The organism is Telluria sp. ZB2R32, from assembly GCF_059685715.1.
On the sequence record NZ_JCASIG010000002.1, the window covers coordinates 445,251 to 463,330 of the forward strand.

The 18,080-nt window shown below is 67.6% G+C and carries 12 protein-coding genes; 9 read left to right on the top strand and 3 right to left on the bottom strand.

The genetic code is table 11. The features are described from left to right. Positions 1 to 148: 148 nt before the first annotated feature. Positions 149 to 1,174, bottom strand: coding sequence for a lipopolysaccharide heptosyltransferase II (waaF, locus tag AC56LG_RS06980; RefSeq protein WP_497165384.1), 1,026 nt, complete (start codon positions 1,172 to 1,174; stop codon positions 149 to 151). Further along, the gene (msbA, locus tag AC56LG_RS06985; protein ID WP_497165828.1) at positions 1,171 to 2,835 is read right to left on the bottom strand and encodes a lipid A export permease/ATP-binding protein MsbA; all 1,665 of its coding nucleotides are present in this window, start codon (positions 2,833 to 2,835) and stop codon (positions 1,171 to 1,173) included. Before msbA ends, waaF begins: the two co-directional genes overlap by 4 nt. Positions 2,836 to 3,141: 306 nt before the next feature. On the opposite strand from msbA, the gene AC56LG_RS06990 reads away from it, so the two are divergent. The 3 genes from AC56LG_RS06990 to AC56LG_RS07000 are packed head-to-tail and all read left to right on the top strand — an operon-like array spanning position 3,142 to position 5,976. Next, positions 3,142 to 4,401: an O-antigen ligase family protein gene (locus tag AC56LG_RS06990; RefSeq protein ID WP_497165385.1), complete on the top strand. Its 1,260-nt coding sequence runs from the start codon at positions 3,142 to 3,144 to the stop codon at positions 4,399 to 4,401. A gap of 45 nt (positions 4,402 to 4,446) precedes the next feature. Further along, positions 4,447 to 5,316: a glycosyltransferase family 2 protein gene (locus AC56LG_RS06995; protein WP_497165386.1), complete on the top strand. Its 870-nt coding sequence runs from the start codon at positions 4,447 to 4,449 to the stop codon at positions 5,314 to 5,316. A gap of 3 nt (positions 5,317 to 5,319) precedes the next feature. Then, the gene (locus AC56LG_RS07000; RefSeq protein ID WP_497165387.1) at positions 5,320 to 5,976 is read left to right on the top strand and encodes an NAD(P)H-binding protein; all 657 of its coding nucleotides are present in this window, start codon (positions 5,320 to 5,322) and stop codon (positions 5,974 to 5,976) included. Positions 5,977 to 6,265: 289 nt separating this feature from the next. Here the strand turns inward: AC56LG_RS07000 and dnaE are convergent, their stop codons facing one another. Further along, positions 6,266 to 9,763, bottom strand: a complete 3,498-nt coding sequence (gene dnaE, locus AC56LG_RS07005; RefSeq protein ID WP_497165388.1) for a DNA polymerase III subunit alpha — start codon at positions 9,761 to 9,763, stop codon at positions 6,266 to 6,268. Positions 9,764 to 9,956: 193 nt separating this feature from the next. Between dnaE and AC56LG_RS07010 the strand changes: the two genes are divergently transcribed. From AC56LG_RS07010 to AC56LG_RS07035, 6 genes are read left to right on the top strand one after another with little or no spacing between them, the layout of a single operon-like run. Continuing rightward, on the top strand, positions 9,957 to 12,170 hold the full coding sequence (locus tag AC56LG_RS07010) for a glycosyltransferase family 4 protein (protein WP_497165389.1): 2,214 nt from the start codon (positions 9,957 to 9,959) through the stop codon (positions 12,168 to 12,170). A 34-nt stretch (positions 12,171 to 12,204) separates the two neighbouring features. Beyond that, complete coding sequence (locus AC56LG_RS07015) at positions 12,205 to 13,089, top strand: sulfurtransferase (RefSeq protein ID WP_497165390.1); 885 nt, start codon at positions 12,205 to 12,207, stop codon at positions 13,087 to 13,089. Between the two features lie 13 nt (positions 13,090 to 13,102). Continuing rightward, on the top strand, positions 13,103 to 13,426 hold the full coding sequence (locus tag AC56LG_RS07020; protein ID WP_497165391.1) for a hypothetical protein: 324 nt from the start codon (positions 13,103 to 13,105) through the stop codon (positions 13,424 to 13,426). Positions 13,427 to 13,479: 53 nt separating this feature from the next. Beyond that, positions 13,480 to 16,434, top strand: a complete 2,955-nt coding sequence (locus AC56LG_RS07025; protein WP_497165392.1) for a glycosyltransferase — start codon at positions 13,480 to 13,482, stop codon at positions 16,432 to 16,434. 35 nt (positions 16,435 to 16,469) lie between these two features. Beyond that, on the top strand, positions 16,470 to 17,270 hold the full coding sequence (locus AC56LG_RS07030; RefSeq protein ID WP_497165393.1) for an ABC transporter permease: 801 nt from the start codon (positions 16,470 to 16,472) through the stop codon (positions 17,268 to 17,270). A 14-nt stretch (positions 17,271 to 17,284) separates the two neighbouring features. Beyond that, positions 17,285 to 18,037, top strand: coding sequence for an ABC transporter ATP-binding protein (locus tag AC56LG_RS07035; protein ID WP_497165394.1), 753 nt, complete (start codon positions 17,285 to 17,287; stop codon positions 18,035 to 18,037). Positions 18,038 to 18,080: the final 43 nt, after the last annotated feature.

Sequence of the window (18,080 nt, forward strand, 5' to 3'; positions counted from 1 at the left end):
TTCGTAGCGTGGACTCCCGAGTCCACGCGTTTTTCGTGTCCGGACATACCCGACGGTTAAACGCCGGCCAAGGGCTTCAAACGGGCGCTAGCCGATCGCGTAGGGTGGGCATGCCCACGCGTGTCCGTGCTTAAAACTGCCCGAACGCCTACCGCGCCAGCATCGGCGCCAACGCCTTCCACACCAGCGGCGCCTCCATCTTCTCCATGCAATCGTGATGCCCGAGCGGGCATTCGCGCTGGCGGCAGGGCGAGCAGTCGATGCGCAGCGACAGCGCGCGCGCGATGTCGGAAAACGGCGGCGCGTGGTCCGGATCGGTCGGGCCATACAGCGCGATCACTGGCCGGTTCAGGCTCGATGCGACGTGCAGCAGCCCGGAATCGTTGGCCACCACGGCAGCCGCGCGCGCGATCAGCGCGAACGCTTCGTCGAGTTTCGTCTCGCCGGCGAGGTTGCGCATCGACGCCGCCGCGGCGCCGGCAGTGGCCAGCACCTCGTCGCAGGTCTCGCGGTCCTTGGGCGAACCGAGCAGCGCGATCTGGGCGTCGCCATGCTGTTTGAGAATCGCTTGCGCCAGCGCGCCGAAATGGCGCGGCGGCCAGCGCTTGGCCGGGCCGAATTCGGCGCCGGGCGCGAACACGACCAGCGGCCGGCCGGCCTCGATGCCGAGGCGCGCGCAGGCCGCTTTGATCCGTTCTTGCGGCACCTGCAGGCGCGGGCGCGGCGCCGGCGCCAGCGGCGCATCCGGCGCCAGCGCCAGCGCCGCATAGAACGGCACCATCGGGCGCGGCGGCACGTCGTCGCGGTGCATCACATTGACCAGGCCGTAGCGCATCTCTCCCTTGTAGCCGACCCGGCGCCGAATGCCGGCCAGCCACGGGATCAGCGCATATTTCAGGGTATTCGGCAGCACGTAGGCGTCGACGTAGCCGCGCGCGCGCAGCACCTGCGCATACTTCCAGCGCTCGCGCAGCTGCAGCGCCTTGTGCCGGAACGGGGTTTCGAGCACGGTATCCACTTCGGGCGCGGCGCGCCACACCGGCGCCACCGACGGCGGCGCCAGCACGTCGATCGGGCGCTCCGGATGCTGCTGCTTGAGGCGCTGCAGCAGCGGCTGCGCCATCACGGCGTCGCCGATCCAGTTGGGCGAGATGACGAGGGTGCGCCCGCTCATTCTTCGGCCACCGCGGCGGCGAACTGCAGGCGGTACAGATTGGCGTACATGCCGCCCTGCGCCAGCAGCGCGTCGTGCGTGCCCTGCTCGACGATGCGCCCGCCTTCCATCACCACGATGCGGTCGGCACGCTCGATGGTCGACAGCCTGTGCGCGATGACGATGGTGGTGCGGCCGGCCATCAGGGTATCGAGCGCGGCCTGCACGGCGCGTTCGGATTCGTTGTCGAGCGCCGATGTCGCCTCGTCGAGGATCAGGATCGGCGCATCCTTGTAGATCGCGCGTGCGATCGCCACGCGCTGGCGCTGGCCGCCCGAGAGGCGCATGCCGTTCTCGCCGATCATCGATTCGACGCCGTCCGGCAGGCGCGCGACGACGTCGGTCAGGTGCGCGGCCTTGATCGCCGCGGCCAGGCGCTCGTAGTCGATGCGCTCGACGCCATAGGCGATGTTGGCCGCCAGCGTGTCGTCGAACAACACCACGTTCTGGCTCACCATCGCCAGTTGCGCGCGCAGGCTGGCCAGCCGCAAGTCGCGGTAGGGCACGCCGTCGAGCAGGATGCGCCCGCCTTGCGGGTCGTAGAAGCGGGTCGCGAGGTTGACAAAGGTCGACTTGCCGCCGCCCGAGACGCCGACCAGGGCCACCGTCTGGCCGGGCTGGATATCGAGCGTCACGTCCTGCAGCGCCGCGTTTTGCGCGTTCGGATAGTGGAAGCGCACGTTCTCGAAGCGCAGGTGGCCGGCCGCCCTGTCCAGTTCGCGCGTGCCGGTATCTTCCTCGACCGGCGAGTCGATCATCTCGAACACGGTTTCGGCGGCGGCGATCCCGCGCTGCATCGGGCCGTTCACTTCGGCCAGCGATTTCAAGGGCGTGAGCAGCATCAGCATCATGGTCACGAACTGCGTGAATTCGCCGACGGTCATATTGGCGCGAATGGCCAGCACGATCACCAGCGACAAGGTCATGGCGGTGGCGATTTGCGTGATCGGCGTGGTGGCGGCAAAGGCGACGGTACTGCGCTGCGAAAAGCCGCGCAGCGCCTCGCTGCGGGTATCGAAACGGCGGCGCTCGTAGCGCTCGCCGGAAAACACGCGGATCACCTGGTGCCCGCGCGCCGCTTCTTCGACCACCTGCGTCATTTCGGCGGTCACGCGCTGGTTCTCGCGGTGCATGTGGCGCAGGCGCTTGGTGGTGGTGCGCACGATGCCGGCGGTGAGCGGCATGACGATGACGGCCACCAGGGTCAGGCGCCAGTTCAGGTACAGCAAGGTGCCGAGCAGGCCGATCACGACCAGCGTGTCGCGCACGCAGGCGATGAACACCGAGTTGATCATGTCCACGACCTGGCGCACGTCGCCGATCACGGTGTTGATGATCTTGCCGGTCGATTCTTCCTGAAAGCGCGCCGCAGGCAGGCGCAGCAGGCGGTCGAACAGCCTGGCGCGCAGGTCGTTCAGTACGCGGCTGATGACCCAGTTGTTCAGGTAGGCGGTGGCGAAGGTGCCGATGCCGCGCAGGATGAAGATCGAGACCAGCACGGCCGGAATCCACCACAGGGGAAACGGCACGTTCTCCTTGAAACCCTTGTCCAGCAACAGCTGCAAGGCTTTGCCGAGCAGCGGCTGGGTGGCGGCGGTGAGCGCCATGGCCAGCAGCGCCATGTAGGCGCGCCCGCTATAGGGTTTGATGAACGCCCACAGGCGCTTGACGATGACACTGTTATCCAATTTGCTCTTTTCGCTCGCGGTGGAGGGCGCCGTGCGGCGCCGCGGGAAATCCGGCCCGCCATGGCAAGGCGGCCAGCCCGCCATTTTCGCATATTCGCGCCGCTACGCGCCGCCGAACACCGGCGGGCGCGGCGCGGCACAGTATGGAAAAAGCACCAATTGTCTCAGGTACAATGCACAGGATTTTGCCGGCGGCCCCGAGGCGTCACGCCGGCGCGACGCCCCGACCAAGGAAACAAGATGCAGTACCCGTCCTACCCTGCCGCCTCCGCTCCCGCCTGCGGCCGCATCGAGCGCGCGGCGCGCCTGCTGCTCCTGCTGGCCGCCTTCAGCATCCCGTTCTCCACCGCGCTGATGAACCTGTTCGTCGGCCTGACGCTGATCGCCTTCGTGCTGGCGGCGATCTTCGACCGCACGCTGCTGCAGCCGCTGCGCACGCCGGCGGCCCTGTGCGCGCTCGCCCTGCTGGCGCTGGTGATCGTCGGCAGTACCTGGTCGATCGCGCCGCCGGACGAGGTCCGCACCGGCATGCGCAAGTACGCGAAACTGCTGGTGCTGCCGGTCGCGGCATGCCTGTGCTGGCGCGCCGCCGACCTGCCGGCGCGCGTGCTGCGCTGGTCGCTGGCCGGCTGCACGTGGCTGGCGACCGCGCTCTACCTGGTCTGGCTCGGCATGATGCCGACGTCGAGCCTGGGCTGGTGGCGCGTGGGCGACCTGCAGGATCCCTACGCCTACCGCAACCACATCACGATCGGCATCCTGCTCTCGTTTGCCGCCTGCGCCGTCTTCCTGCTCGCGACCTACGCGCGCGATTGGCGCAAACGTATCGCCCTGCTGGCGCTGGGTGTGTATTTCGCCGCGCCCATCCTGATGGGCAATGGCCGCACCGGTTATGTCGGCCTGTTCCTCGGCCTGTTCGCGCTGTACCTGCTGCGCGGGCGCATCACGCTGCTGCGCTGCATGCTGGTGGCCGCCGCCATGTCGGTCATGTTTGCAGGCGTCTACCTGGTGTCGCCCAACTTCAAGATGCGCATGGACCTGCTCGCCATGGAAGTGGCCAGCAAGGACGCGACCTCGCCCAACGGCCTGCGCATGAGCTTCATGAAAATCGGCACCCAGGCCGTGCTCGACCGGCCCCTGCTCGGTCATGGTACCGGGTCCTTCTCCGAGGTCTTCGCGCCGGAAGCACAGCGCATCTGGGCCGGCTCGCCGAACGAGCTGAAAATACGCCACCAGCCGCACAGCGAGCCGCTGCTGCTTGCGGTGCAGCTCGGCCTGATCGGCGCCGGACTGTATTTCGCGCTGCTCGCCGCGCTCGGCAAGGCGGCGCTGTACCGGCGCGACGAGAACGCCGACGCACTGGCGCTGCTGGTAGCGATCTACGGCACTACCTCGCTGTTCAACAGCCTGTTGTGGGACCCGACCGAAGCCTACTGGTTCCTGCTGCTGGCCGGCGCCCTGTATGGACATTGCGTCCAGCGGCGCGGCATTGCACAATAGGCGCTTCGAGACAGCGCTACGCCGGCATTGCGCGCCGCGGCCCACATGAACAATAACATCCGCATTTCCCTCATCGTCGCCACCTATAACTGGCCGGAAGCCCTGCGCGCCTGCATTGAAGGATGCTTCCGCCAGAGCGACCGCAATTTCGAAATCATCGTTGCCGACGATGGCTCGGGAGAGGCGACGCGCACGCTGGTGGAGCAATTGTGCGCACGCGCGCCGGTGCCGATGCGCCACGTCTGGCAGCCCGACGACGGTTTTCGCCTGGCCGAATCGCGCAACAACGGCATCCTGGCCGCCAGCGGCGACTACATCGTCACCCTCGACGGCGACTGCGTGCCGCAGCGCGACTTCATCGCCCGCCACCGCCAACTGGCCGAACCGGGCTACATGGTCACCGGCAGCCGCATCCTGCTCAGCGAGGCCTTCAGCAAGCGCGTGCTGGCGGAAGGCATCGACCTGCAGTCGCTCAGCGTGGGCGAGACGCTGCGCTACCGCCTGCAGGGCCTGGGCAAGGCGGCCCAGTTGCTGATCAAACTGCCGGACATCGGGCGCCGCCGCCACCGCTTCAGTTTCCGCCGCATCAAGGGCTGCAACATGGCCTTCTGGCGCAGCGACCTGGAACGCGTCAACGGTTTCGACGAGAGCTTCCGCGGCTGGGGCTACGAGGATTCGGACGCGGTCGCGCGCCTGTACCACGCCGGCGTGATGCGCAAGGACGGCGCCTATGCAACCGAGGTGTTCCACCTGTGGCACCGCGAAGCGAAGCGCGACCAGGCATCGAGCAACCAGCACATCGTCCTCCAGCGCATGGCCAGCAAGACGACGCAGGCGGCCATTGGCTTACGCGACCATGGCGACCACGGCGTCCAGGCGCTGTCCGCGGCGGCGGACCGGCAGCCGTCCGCCTGAACCATGGCTAACGCGCCGGCGCCGCGCCGAATCTTGCTGGCCGGGGCCACCGGCCTGGTCGGGCAGGAACTCCTGCACGCGCTGCTGCCCGATCCCACGGTCGGGTCGGTGCAGGTGCTGGCGCGACGCTTGCCCGGCGTCGATCACCCGAAGCTGGCAACGCAGGTCGTCAATTTCGCCGCCCTACCCGCCCTGGCGGGGATCGACGAAGTGTATCTGGCGCTCGGGACCACGATCAAGGTGGCCGGCAGCCAGGCCGCGTTTCGCGCGGTCGATCTCGATGCCAACCTGGCGGTGGCGCGTGCGGTCCGCAACGCCGGCGCCAGGCGGCTGGGCCTGGTCAGCGCGATGGGCGCCGACAGCGGTTCGCGGGTGTTCTACAACCGCGTCAAGGGCGAACTCGAAGACGCGCTGGGCGCACTCGGTTTTGAAGGCCTCGTGATTGCGCGGCCGTCGCTGCTGACCGGCGACCGCGCAGCGCTCGGGCAGCCGGCGCGTGCCGGCGAGCGGATCGGGGGCGCATTGGCTGGCGTACTGCGGCCGTTCATCCCTGCGGACTATCGGCCGATCAGGGCTGTCGACGTAGCGCATGCCTTGCTGGCGCATGTCCCCCAAGCGCGGGGTACGTTCATCCTGCGCTCAGGCTCGATGCAAAGGTAAACGCAGCGCACCGTATGGGTCATCGAGGCCAATGGCCTCGATGACGGGTTCACCGGGCATGCCCACGCGGAATGCAACGCAGTGTTAGCCCACGAGCGCGGAGGCAGCGCCAGCCAACCATTCAACTCTCCTGCGGCGTCACGTTAGCGGTATTTTATACACGTCGAAGCGAGTCATCACAGCCAGCGACTGCGGACCGGCACGTAACGCGTGGGCATGCCCACCCTACGGTGCACATCAGCCGCGTAAAAAAACCACCCGCAGGTGGTTTTTTCACGTCCTCAAGCGATCAATACTCCACCGCCACGTCCTTCGCCCCCAGCGTCAACTCGAGCGCGTGCTTCAGCGCGTCCGACGGCGCCACGCGCCATTCGTCGCCCAGCTGCAGGATACAGTCGACGTTCGCCGGCTTGATGCGCATGCTGACCGGCAGTCCGTCCGGGTGTCTATAGGGCGCCAGCACTTCGGCGATCCTGGCCGGGCTGACCGTGCAGGCCAGGTCCATCTCCAGCTTGTGGCCATACTGGATGCGCGAACTGGCCAGGTCGTACACCTTTTCGGCGCTGATGCGCAGGCCGCCATTAAAGCGGTCTTCCGATACTTTGCCGACCACGAGTAAAAATTCGTCTTCCTTGAAGGCGTTCTTGTTCGCCTCGAACACTTCGTTGTAGACCGTGACCTCGACCACGCCGGTCTTGTCGTCGAGCGCCACGATCAGGATCTTGCCGCGCTGGGTCATCTGGGTGCGCACCCCCGTGATCACGCCGCACAACATGCGCGGCTCGCGCGACGGTTCCAGGTCTTGCAGGCGGGTGCGCGCGAAGCGGCGCACTTCGCCGGCGTAGATGTCGAACATGTGGCCCGACAGGTAGTAGCCGAGCGCGGTCTTCTCCTCGGACAGCTTCTGGCGGTCGGTCCAGGGCGTCGCCTTGACGTATTCCGGTGGCGCGACAAGATCGCTGTCGTCGCCGCCAAACAGACTGACCTGGTTGGCGGCGGCCGCTTCCTGGCCCGCCACTTCCATTGCAAAGGTGACGGAAGCCAGCAGGATCCCGCGATCGACGCCGAAGCAATCCATCGCGCCGGCGCGGATCAGCGACTCGATCGTGCGGCGGTTGATCTGCTTGCGGTCGACGCGCTTGCAGAAGTCGAACAGGTCCTTGAACTTGCCCCCTTCCGTACGCGCGGCCACGATCGCCTCGATCGCGCCCTGGCCGGCGCCCTTCACGCCGCCCAGGCCGTAGCGGATGTTCGATACCTGCTTGCCGGTGACGGACTTCGGCTGCCCTTCCGGCGTGAAGCGGAACTGCGACTCGTTGACGTCCGGTGGCAGCAGCGTGAGCTTGCAAACGTCCTTCGCGTCCTCGACCAGGATCTTGATCTTGTCGGTGTCCTCCATCGCCAGCGACATGTTGGCCGCCATGAACGCGGCCGTGTGGTGCACCTTCAGGTAGGCCGTGTGATACGACAGCAGCGCATACGCGGCGGCGTGCGATTTGTTGAAACCGTAGCCGGCGAACTTTTCCATCAAGTCGAAGATCTCGTCGGCCTTTTCGGTCGACAGGCCATCCTTGGCGGCGCCGGCGCGGAAGATCTCGCGGTGCTCGGCCATCTCTTCGGCCTTCTTTTTACCCATCGCGCGGCGCAGCATGTCGGCGCCGCCCAGCGAATAGCCGCCGACGATCTGCGCCATCTGCATGACCTGCTCCTGGTAGACCATGATGCCGTAGGTCTCGGACAGGATCGACTCGGTGCGCGGATCGGGATAATCGAACTTTTCGCCGTGCTTGCGCTTGCAGAAGTCGGGGATCAGGTCCATCGGGCCCGGACGGTACAAGGCCACCAGTGCAATGATGTCCTCGAAGCGGTCGGGACGCGCATCCTTCAACATGCCCTGCATGCCGCGCGACTCCAGCTGGAAGATCGCGACCGTCTTCGCATCCGACAGCAGCTTGTAGGACGGCCGGTCGGTCAGCGGCAGCGTTTCCAGGTTGAAGTCGGCATCAAGCGGATCGAGTGCGCGGATATAGTTCACGGCGCGGTCGAGGATGGTCAGCGTCGTCAGACCCAGGAAGTCGAACTTCACCAGGCCGACGGCTTCGACGTCGTCCTTGTCGTACTGCGAGACCACGCCGGCGTCGCCGCCCTGCGTGTACAGCGGGCAGAAGTCGGTCAGCTTGCCGGGCGCGATCAGCACGCCGCCGGCGTGCATGCCGATGTTACGGGTGATGCCCTCGACCTGCTGCGCCAGTTCCAGCACCTGTTTGACTTCTTCCTCGTTTTCGAGGCGTTCCTTGAGCAGCGGTTCTTCCTCGATCGCCTCGGCGATCGAGACCGGCTTGCCCGGCTTGAATGGAATCAGCTTCGAGACGCCGTCGCAGAAGTTGTAGCCGTAGTCGAGCACGCGGCCGACGTCGCGGATCGCACCCTTGGCCGCCATGGTACCGAAGGTGGCGATCTGCGACACGGCATCGCGGCCATATAGATCCTTCACGTGCTGGATCACCAGTTCGCGCTTTTCCTGGCAGAAGTCGATGTCGAAGTCGGGCATCGAGACACGTTCCGGATTCAGGAAGCGCTCGAACAGCAGGTTGTACTTCAGCGGATCGAGGTCGGTGATCTTCAGCGCATATGCCACCAGCGAACCCGCGCCCGAGCCGCGGCCGGGACCGATCGGCACGCCGTTGTTCTTGCCCCACTGGATGAACTCGGCAACGATCAGGAAGTAGCCCGGGAACTTCATCTTGATGATGGTGTTGTTCTCGAACTCCAGGCGCGCCTCGTAGCGCGGGCGCTCGGCCTCGCGCTTGACGGGATCGGGGAACAGCTGTTCGAGGCGCTCTTCCAGCCCCTTTTTTGTTTCGGCGACGAGGAATTCGTCGATCGTCATGCCGGGCGGCGTCGGGAAGTCGGGTAACTGCGGCTTGCCGAGCGTGAGCACGACGTTGCAGCGTTTGGCGATTTCGACCGAATTGGCCAGCGCCCCCGGCAGGTCGTGGAACAGCGCGGCCATCTCGGCCTGCGTTTTAAAACACATCTCTTCGTTGAAGCGGCGCACGCGCTTGGCGTTGGCCAGCATCTCGCCCTCGGCGATACAGGTGCGTGCCTCGTGGGCGATGAATTCGTCCTTGCTGATGAACTGCACCGGGTGCGTCGCCACCACCGGCAGCCCGAGGCGGCCGGCCAGCGCCACCGAATGGCGCACGGCCGCCTCCTGGTTGGCGGCGCCGGCGCGCTGGATCTCGATATAGAAGTGGCCGGGGAAGATGCGTGCCCAGCGTTCGGCATTGCGTTCGGCGCGTTCGAGGTCGCCGTTGTCGATGGCCTGGCCGACGTCGCCGAAGCAGGCGCCGGAGAGCACGATCAGGGCATTGGCCTGGTCGACGTCGGGCGTCAGCGTGGATGTCGAGGTCGCCAGCGCTTCGAGCCATTCGGTGCGGATCTCGGCGCGCCCCTTGTGCTGGTTGGTGAGCCAGGCGCGCGACAGCAGGTCGCACAATTGCAGGTAGCCGGTATGGTTCTTTGCCAGGATCAGCAGGCGCGACGGCTTGTCGCGGTTATCGTCGTTCGTGATCCAGGCATCGACCCCGACGATCGGCTTGATCCCCTTGCCGCGCGCCGCTTTATAGAAGCGCACCATGCAGAACATGTTGGCGAGATCGGTGACGGCCAGGGCCGGTTGCTTGTCCCTGGCGGCGGCGCCGACCAGGTCGTCGATGCGCACCAGGCCGTCGACGATGGAGTATTCGGAGTGGACGCGCAGGTGGGTGAAAGTCGGGGAAGTCATACCGTATTTTAACCCTTCAGGCGCCCTCTCGACAGGCGCCGGCGCCGTCCGCGGTCGTAGTTGCAGCGCGACAACAGCCTGTGCGCAGGACCTTGTGCCGCCGGCCGGGCGCGTGCCCTCTTATAATACCGACCATGCGTATCGACCAGTGTTGCCACCCCTGCCTGCCGCGCCACCGCGCGTTCCGATCCCGATGACGGCGGTCCCGGCGACGCTGTTCGACCTGCTCACGGCGGAGCCTGCGGAGGACGGCTGCGTCATCGCCGTGCTGCCGCCCGCCGCAGCCGATGCGGCGCCGCCTGCCGCTGCGGCCGGCCGGCCGCGTGCCCTGCGCCGCCTGGCCGCGCCGCTGCTGCTGGCGGCGCGCCTGGTGCTGCGCCGGCCGCAAGTGCGCCAGCTGGCGCTGCGCATCCTGAAGCGTTCCCCTGGCCTGTATGCACGCGCTTACCGCATGATGATGGCGTCCGGGAGCGCGGCCACGTCGGCCCCAAGCGCCGCACAGGCCGACGCCATCGCCACGCTGTCGCCGCGCGCGAACGCGATCCTGCGCAGCCTGCGCACCTTGCAGGCGGGCGCGCCGCGCGAGCCGGGTCCCCGTCCGCGCCTCGCCTTTGTCTCGCCGCTGCCGCCGCAGCGCACCGGCGTCGCCACCTATGCCGTCGAACTGCTGGCCGAACTGTCTACGCATTTCGAGATCGAACTGGTCGTCGCCCAGGACGAAGCGATCCTGCCCCCGGGCCTGGCGCACCTGCCGCTGCGCCAGGCCGCCTGGTTCCTCGCGCACGGCGCCGATTACGACCAGGTGCTTTACCAGTTCGGCAACAGCCCCTTTCACAGCCACATGTTCGCGCTACTGGCGCGCCATCCGGGCGTGGTGGTGCTGCACGATTTTTTCCTGGGCGGCGCGCTGGTGCATGCGCAGATGAGCGGCGCCAGCCCGCGCGCCTGGGCCGAGGCCCTGCTGCAGGCGCACGGCTATGGCGCCGTGCGCGCAACACAATCGGCACAGGGCGGTGGTCAGGCGCACAAGGACTGGCCGTGCAGCTTGCCGGTGCTGGAAAACGCCACCCGCACCATCGTCCACTCGCGCCATGCGCGCCGGCTGGCGGGCGACTGGTTCGGCGCCGGCGCCGCGCACGGCATCGACGTCATCCCGCATCCGCGCACGCCGCCGCCGGTGCACGACCGCGCCGCCGCGCGCGCGGCGCTGGGCATCGATGCGGACACCTTCCTGGTCTGCAGCTTCGGCTTCGTCGCGCCCAATAAACTGACCCACGAACTGCTGCGCGCCTGGATCGCCTCTCCCCTGCACGGCGAGCGCGGCTGCGCGCTGGTGCTGGTGGGCGCCAACCACGACAGCCCGTACGGCGTCGAGGTCGAGGCGCTGATCCGCGGCGCCGGGCCGGGCGCCAACATCCGCATCGCCGGCTGGACCGACGACCCGGTGTACCGCCAGTACCTGCAGGCGGCCGACGTCGGCGTGCAGTTGCGCACGAATGCGCACGGCGAAAGTTCGGGCGCGGTACTCGACTGCATGAACTATGGATTGGCGACGATCGTCAACGCCAACGGTTCGATGGCCGAATTCCCGCCTGACGCGGTATGGCAGTTACCCGACGCCTTCGAGGTTGCCGAGCTGGGCGCGGCCTTGGTAGCCCTGCGCCGCGATCCGGCGCGGCGCACGGCGCTCGGCCAGGGCGCGCTGGCGCTGCTCGACGCCCATTTCCGCCCGGCGCAGTGCGCGCGCCAGTATCGCGCCACGCTCGCTGCCGCACGCGCGCAGACGCAGGCCCGGCACGCGGCCTGGCACGCGGCGCTGGCGCAGGCCGCGCCGGCGGACGAGGAGCAGTTGCAGGCATTGGCCGCGCATCTGGCCGAGAATATGGCTGAAACCGCACCCGCCATGCAACGCCAGCTGCTGGTCGACGTCAGCGACTGGGCTTCTGCCGGCGCCACGCCCGATGCGCTGGCGGCCAGCCAGCTGCGCGAACTGCTCGCGCACACGCGCGCCGGCTGGCGCGTCGAACCGGTGTGGCTCGACACCTCCGGCGCGGCGCCGCGCTACCGCCAGGCGCGCAACGCCGCCGGCCGCGTGCTGGGCCTGGACTGGCCGGTGCAGGACGAGCCGGTGCTCGACGCCCACCCCGGCGACGTGTATTACGCACCCGCTGCGGCGTCCCCCGCGGTGAAGACCGCCTTCGACAGCGGCCTGCTTCCCGCCTGGCGCGCGCGCGGCGTGCACGTTGCCCTGCTGGTGCGCGGCGCCGAGCCGGACAACGTGCTGCGCGGCGCCGACCGCCTGCTGTGCGCATCAGCGGCGATTGCACAACAGTTGGCGGCCTGTTCGGACACCGGTACGCCGTCAGACCGGCCTGCACGATTTCCGCGCGGGCCCGACGGCTTATAATAGCGGTTGACCAGAATTGAGCTACTTGGCAATCATGCAAACCACCACCCATCACACGACGGCCGCCCCAGTCGCCGGCCAGTACGTCAACATCGCCGCCTATAAATTCGTCAGCTTCGACGACACCGAAGAAGCGCGTCCGAAGTTCCAGGCGATCTGCGCCGAACTGAATTTGAAAGGCACCATCCTGCTGACGCCGGAAGGCATCAACATGTTCCTCTCCGGCCTGCCGGCCGACATCGACAGCTACCTGGCCTGGCTGCGCAGCGACGCGCGCTTCGCCGACATCGAAGTCAAGTACAGCCATTCGGAAGAACAGTCGCACAAGCGCATGCTGGTGAAGATCAAGAAGGAGATCATCACCATGCGCATGCCGCTGATCAAGCCGGAGCTGGGCCGCGCGCCCGCGGTCGAAGCGACCACCCTCAAGCGCTGGCTCGACCAGGGCCATGACGACAACGGCAAGCCGGTGGTGATGGTCGACACCCGCAACGATTTCGAAGTCGACGTCGGCACCTTCGACAACACGGTCGATTACCGCATCGCCAAGTTCACCGAGTTCCCGGACGTGATCGCCGCCCACAAGGACGATTTCGCCGGCAAGACCGTGGTCACCTTCTGCACCGGCGGCATCCGCTGCGAAAAGGCGGCGATCCACATGCAGAACATCGGCTACGACAACGTGTACCAGTTAGAGGGCGGCATCCTGAAATATTTCGAGGACGTCGGCGGCGCCCACTACACGGGCGACTGCTTCGTCTTCGACTACCGCACCGCGCTCAACCCGAAGCTCGAGCCGACCGTGACCACCCAGTGCTTCGCCTGCCGCGCCGTGGTCACCCCGCGCGAGCAGCTCGCGCCGCAGTACGTGTACGGCGTGTCGTGCCCGCATTGCGCGGACCAGCCGGCCGCAGGCTGAGCGCGCGCCGCCGATGTCATCCGATCCCTCCCCCGCGCAGGCGCGCGTGCCCTACCGCCGCGCCTTCGCGGGCATGGCGCGCCGCGTGCTCAAGGCCGGCGCCCTGCGCATGGTGGGGTTCGTCCTGGCGCGCCCTGGCCTGGACGGTTTCCTGCGCCGCCAGATCTACCGTTTCCCCGGTATTGCCGGGCGCGTGCGCGCGGCCCTTGCGCGTTCGCGCCGCGCCACCTGGCAGACGCTGCCCGTCGTGCTTACCGACGAAGCCGACCTGACCGATAGCGCGCGCGAAGTGCTGCACGACCTGCGCCGCGCGCTCGACCACCCCGGCAAACCGTAATTACTCTCCCGATGCGCATCATTCTCGATCTACAGGCATGCCAGGCTTCGAGCATGCACCGCGGTATTGGCCGTTATTCGATCGCCCTGGCGCTGGCCATGGCGCGCAACAGCGGCGGGCATGACTTGCGCATCGCCCTCAACGGCGCCTTCCCCGACAGCGTGGCCACGCTCAGGAAAGCCTTCGACAGCCTGCTGCCGCAGTCGGCGATCACGGTCTTCTCGACACCGGCGCCGGCCGCCGAAGCCGATCCGGGCAATGCCTGGCGCGTGCTGGCCGGCGAACGCATCCGCGAGCACTACCTGGCCGGCCTGCGCCCGGACATCGTGCACGTGGCCAGCCTGTTCGAGGGACTGAGCGACGATTCGGTCGCCTCGGTGCTGCACGGCGAAGGCGGCTTCGACACGGCCGTCACGCTGTACGACCTGATTCCCCTGCTGCGCAAGGAACGCTACCTGAGCGACCCGAACATCGCCCGCTGGTACTACCGCAAGCTCGAGAGCCTGAAGAAGGCCGAACTGCTGCTCGCCATTTCGGCGAATGCCCGCAGCGAGGCGATCGACGCCCTGGGCTGCGCGCCGGACGCGGTGGTCAACATCTCGTCGGCGGTGGACGAGATCTTCCGCCCGCGCGTCCTGTCGCCGCAGGCGCGCAAGGAATTGCTGGCGCGCCACGGCATCGGGCGCGAGTTCATCATGTACACCGGCGGCATCGACTACCGCAAGAACATCGAAGGCCTGATCGAAGCGTATGCGCTGCTGCCGGCGGCGCTGCGCCGCCGTTACCAGCTGGCGGTCGTGTGCAGCGTCCAGGCGGCGGACCGGATGCGCCTGCAGCGCCTCGCCGCCAAATGCAAGCTTGCTGCCGGCGACCTGGTCCTGACCGGATTCGTGCCCGACGACGACCTGGTATCGCTCTATAACTGTACTTCCCTGTTCGTGTTCCCCTCGCTGCACGAGGGCTTCGGCCTGCCGGCGCTCGAGGCGATGTCCTGCGGCGCACCCGTGATCGGCTCGAACAGCAGCAGCATTCCCGAGGTCATCGGACGCGCGGACGCGCTGTTCGACCCGGCCAGCGCCGCCGCAATCAGCGCGAGCATGGCCGCGGTGCTGGGCGACCCGGCGCGCGCGGCGGACTTGCGCGCGCACGGCCTGGTCCAGGCGACCAGGTTCTCGTGGGACGCCAGCGCGCAGCGCGCGTTCGCGGCCTTCGAAGAAACGCACCGGCGCCGTGTCGCCGCGCGCACGGCCAAGGTGGCGGTCGCGGCGGACCTGCCGGCCCGCAAGCCGCGCCTGGCCTTCGTTTCGCCGCTGCCGCCCGAGCGCTCGGGCATCGCCGCCTACAGCGCCGACCTGCTGCCGGAACTGGCGAAGTACTACGATGTCGAACTGGTGCTGGCGCAGGAACGGGTCGACGATCCCTGGGCGCGCGACCAGCTGCCGCGCCATTCGGTCGCGTGGTTCGACGCCCATGCCCACGAGTTCGACCGCATCGTCTACCAGTTCGGCAATTCGGAATTCCACATTCACATGTTCGGCCTGCTCGAGCGCCACCCGGGCGTGGTCGTGCTGCACGACTTCTATCTCAGCGGAATCTACAATTTTGCCGAAGCGCGCCATCCGCTGCCGAACCATTATTGCCGCATGCTCTACCTGGCGCATGGCTACCGCGCCCTGGTGGAAGAACGCGAACAGGGACGCGCCGCCTCCTGCTTTACCTATCCGTGCAACAAGGCGGTGCTCGACCGCGCCGCCGGCGTGATCGTGCACTCCACCCATGCGCTCGACCTTGCCGGGCACTGGTATGGCGCCGCGATGGCGCAGGACTGGCGCGTGCTGCCCCTGCTGCGCCAATTGCCCGATGCGCTCGACAAGGCGGCGGCGCGCCAGGCGCTCGGCCTGGCCGGCGACGACTTCCTGATGTGCTCATTCGGCATGCTGGCCGCGACCAAGTGCAACGACCGGATCGTCGACGCCTGGATCGGCAGCGCGGCGGGAAGCGACCCGCGCTGCCACCTGGTGTTCGTCGGCGAAGCCGGCAACGACGCCTTCGGCAGCGCACTGCGCAAGCGCATCGCGGCCCACCCGCGCATCCGCATCACCGGCTACGCCAGCAACGCCGCCTACCGCGACTACCTCGCCGCCGCCGACGCCGCGGTCCAGCTGCGCACCGGTTCGCGCGGCGAGACCTCGGCCGGGGTGCTCGATTGCCTGGCGTACGGCCTGGCGACGATCGTCAATGCCCACGGCTCGGCGGCGGAAGTACCGCAAGCGGCCTGCCTGCGCCTCGACGACAGGTTCGGCGACGCTGCCTTGCGCGGCGCGATCGACGGCCTGCGCGGCGACCCGGCCCTGCGCGCCGCGATCGGCGCGCGGGCGCATGCCTACATGCGCGCCGGCCACAGCCCGCAGCGCGTCGGCCTGCTCTACCGCGATGCGATCGAAAACTTCGCGCGGGATGGCGCGCGCGCCGCCGAGCGCCGCCTGATCGGCGCGGTGGCTGCCCTCGATGGCACGGTTTCCCAGCCGGATTTGATGCAGGCCGCGGCGGCGATTGCCGCCAACCGGCCCGCCGGCGGAGCGCGCCAGTTGCTGGTCGACCTCACCGGCGCCGGAACGGATGCCACGCGCGACGCGTCGCGGCGCGCGCTGGTGCGGACCCTGGTGGCGCAGGCGCCGGCGGGATGGCGCGTCGAGCCGGTCCGGCACGACGGTACGCGCTACCGCTATGCGCGCCGGCTGACGCTCGACCTGCTCGAGCGCGGCGACCTGCTGATCGAAGACGCGGTTGCCGACGCCTGTTGCGGGGATGTGCTGCTGGCGCCCGACGCCGCCACGGCGCCGGCGCTGCCAGCGGCCTGGCGTGCGCGCGGCGTCGTTGCGCACGCGCTGGGGCCGGCGGATGCCGAAGGCGCCGCGCTGGCAAGGCACATGGCAGAGCTGTTCGCTGGCCAGGCGGGCGCCGCCGCCTGGCCAGAAAAACGCCCCCTCGGGTTCTCAGCAGTTTAAAATGCCACTCTCTTCCCTGTGCTTCCTTATTAGTAATGCGCAACAGCAACTCCCTCGTCGCCCTGTCCGATATCGCGGCCGCACTGAAACGTCATCACCTCGTCGGCGTCCTTGGCTGGCAGGACGTACGTCAACGCTACCGCCGCTCGGCACTCGGCCCCTTCTGGATCACGCTGGGCATGGGCGTGATGATCGGCACCATCGGCATCGTGTTCGGCCAGATCTTCAATTCGCCGATGCACGATTTCTTCCCCTTCCTGGCCGCCGGCACCATCCTGTGGAGCTTCATGTCGGCCGTCATCTCCGAAGGCAGCCTCGGCTTCATTTCGGCCGAGGCGATCGTCAAGCAGTTGCCGATTCCCCTGTTCGTGCACATGCTGCGCATGGTCTGGCGCAACCTGCTGATCCTGGGGCACAACATCGTGATTTTTCCGCTGGTGCTGATCGCGGTCGGCAAGCCGCTGACCTGGGTCGCCCTGCTGAGCATTCCCGGCTTGATGCTGACCATCGTCAACCTGACCTGGATCGCGCTGGCGCTGGGTATCCTGTGCGCCCGCTACCGCGACCTGCCGCAGATCGTCACCAGCGTCCTGCAGGTGGTGTTCTACCTGACGCCGATCATGTGGATGCCCAAGCTGCTGCCGGCGCGCGCCGGGGTCTACCTGCTCGACTCCAACCCCTTCTATCACATGATCGAGATCGTCCGCGCGCCCCTGCTGGGCGAGTACGCTTCGCTCACCAACTGGGGCGTGTCGCTCGCGCTTGCCGTACTCGGCTGGACCTTCACGGTCGTCTTCTTCGGCCGCTACCGGAACCGCATTGCCTACTGGCTGTAACCCCAACGTACATCATGGCATCCATCGAATTTCATAACGTATCGGTCGACATCCCGATCTACAACGCGAGCGGCCGTTCGCTCAAGAAACGCCTGATCCAGGTCGCCACCGGCGGCCAGATCGCCGCCGACCCGCACGGCCGCGTCGTGGTGCGCCCGCTCGCCGGCCTGACGTTCACCCTGGGCGACGGCACCCGCCTGGGCCTGGTTGGCCACAACGGCGCCGGCAAGAGCACCCTGCTGCGGCTGCTGAGCGGCGTCTACGCGCCTTCCGAAGGCAGCGCCCGCATCGAGGGCGAAATCGGTTCGCTGATCGACATTTCGCTCGGGATCGATCCCGAAGCCAGCGGCCGCGAGAATATCTATCTGCGCGGCGCCCTGTTGGGCATCTCGAAGACCGAGATGAACCGGCGGATCGACGAAATCATCGAGTTTTCCGAACTGGGCGACTTCATCGACATGCCGCTGCGCACCTATTCGAGCGGCATGCACCTGCGCCTGGCGTTCTCGGTCTCGACCATGGTGCGTCCCGAAATCCTGCTGATGGACGAATGGCTGTCGGTCGGCGACCAGGGTTTTACGCACAAGGCCGAGGAACGCCTGACGGAGCTGGTGCAATCGACCAATATCCTGGTCATCGCCAGCCACTCGCGCGACCTCATCATGAAGACCTGCAACCGCGTGCTGTGGCTGGAACACGGCAAGATCCGCATGGACGGCCCGCCCGAAGAGGTATTGCCCTACTATTTCGGCGAGATCGCCGCCTGAAGCGGGCCGGCGCGCGGCGCGCCATGATAAAAAAACGGGCTCC

Bases quoted from the DNA above. Each gene is read 5' to 3' on its own strand.
- AC56LG_RS07025 (WP_497165392.1), top strand. From the start codon at position 13,480: ATGCACCGCGGTATTGGCCGTTATTCGATCGCCCTGGCGCTGGCCATG.
- AC56LG_RS07015 (WP_497165390.1), top strand. From the start codon at position 12,205: ATGCAAACCACCACCCATCACACGACGGCCGCCCCAGTCGCCGGCCAG.
- AC56LG_RS06990 (WP_497165385.1), top strand. From the start codon at position 3,142: ATGCAGTACCCGTCCTACCCTGCCGCCTCCGCTCCCGCCTGCGGCCGC.
- waaF (WP_497165384.1), bottom strand. From the start codon at position 1,174: ATGAGCGGGCGCACCCTCGTCATCTCGCCCAACTGGATCGGCGACGCC.
- AC56LG_RS07010 (WP_497165389.1), top strand. From the start codon at position 9,957: ATGACGGCGGTCCCGGCGACGCTGTTCGACCTGCTCACGGCGGAGCCT.
- AC56LG_RS07000 (WP_497165387.1), top strand. From the start codon at position 5,320: ATGGCTAACGCGCCGGCGCCGCGCCGAATCTTGCTGGCCGGGGCCACC.
- AC56LG_RS07030 (WP_497165393.1), top strand. From the start codon at position 16,470: ATGCGCAACAGCAACTCCCTCGTCGCCCTGTCCGATATCGCGGCCGCA.
- AC56LG_RS07035 (WP_497165394.1), top strand. From the start codon at position 17,285: ATGGCATCCATCGAATTTCATAACGTATCGGTCGACATCCCGATCTAC.
- msbA (WP_497165828.1), bottom strand. From the start codon at position 2,835: ATGGCGCTGCTGGCCATGGCGCTCACCGCCGCCACCCAGCCGCTGCTC.
- AC56LG_RS07020 (WP_497165391.1), top strand. From the start codon at position 13,103: ATGTCATCCGATCCCTCCCCCGCGCAGGCGCGCGTGCCCTACCGCCGC.
- dnaE (WP_497165388.1), bottom strand. From the start codon at position 9,763: ATGACTTCCCCGACTTTCACCCACCTGCGCGTCCACTCCGAATACTCC.
- AC56LG_RS06995 (WP_497165386.1), top strand. From the start codon at position 4,447: ATGAACAATAACATCCGCATTTCCCTCATCGTCGCCACCTATAACTGG.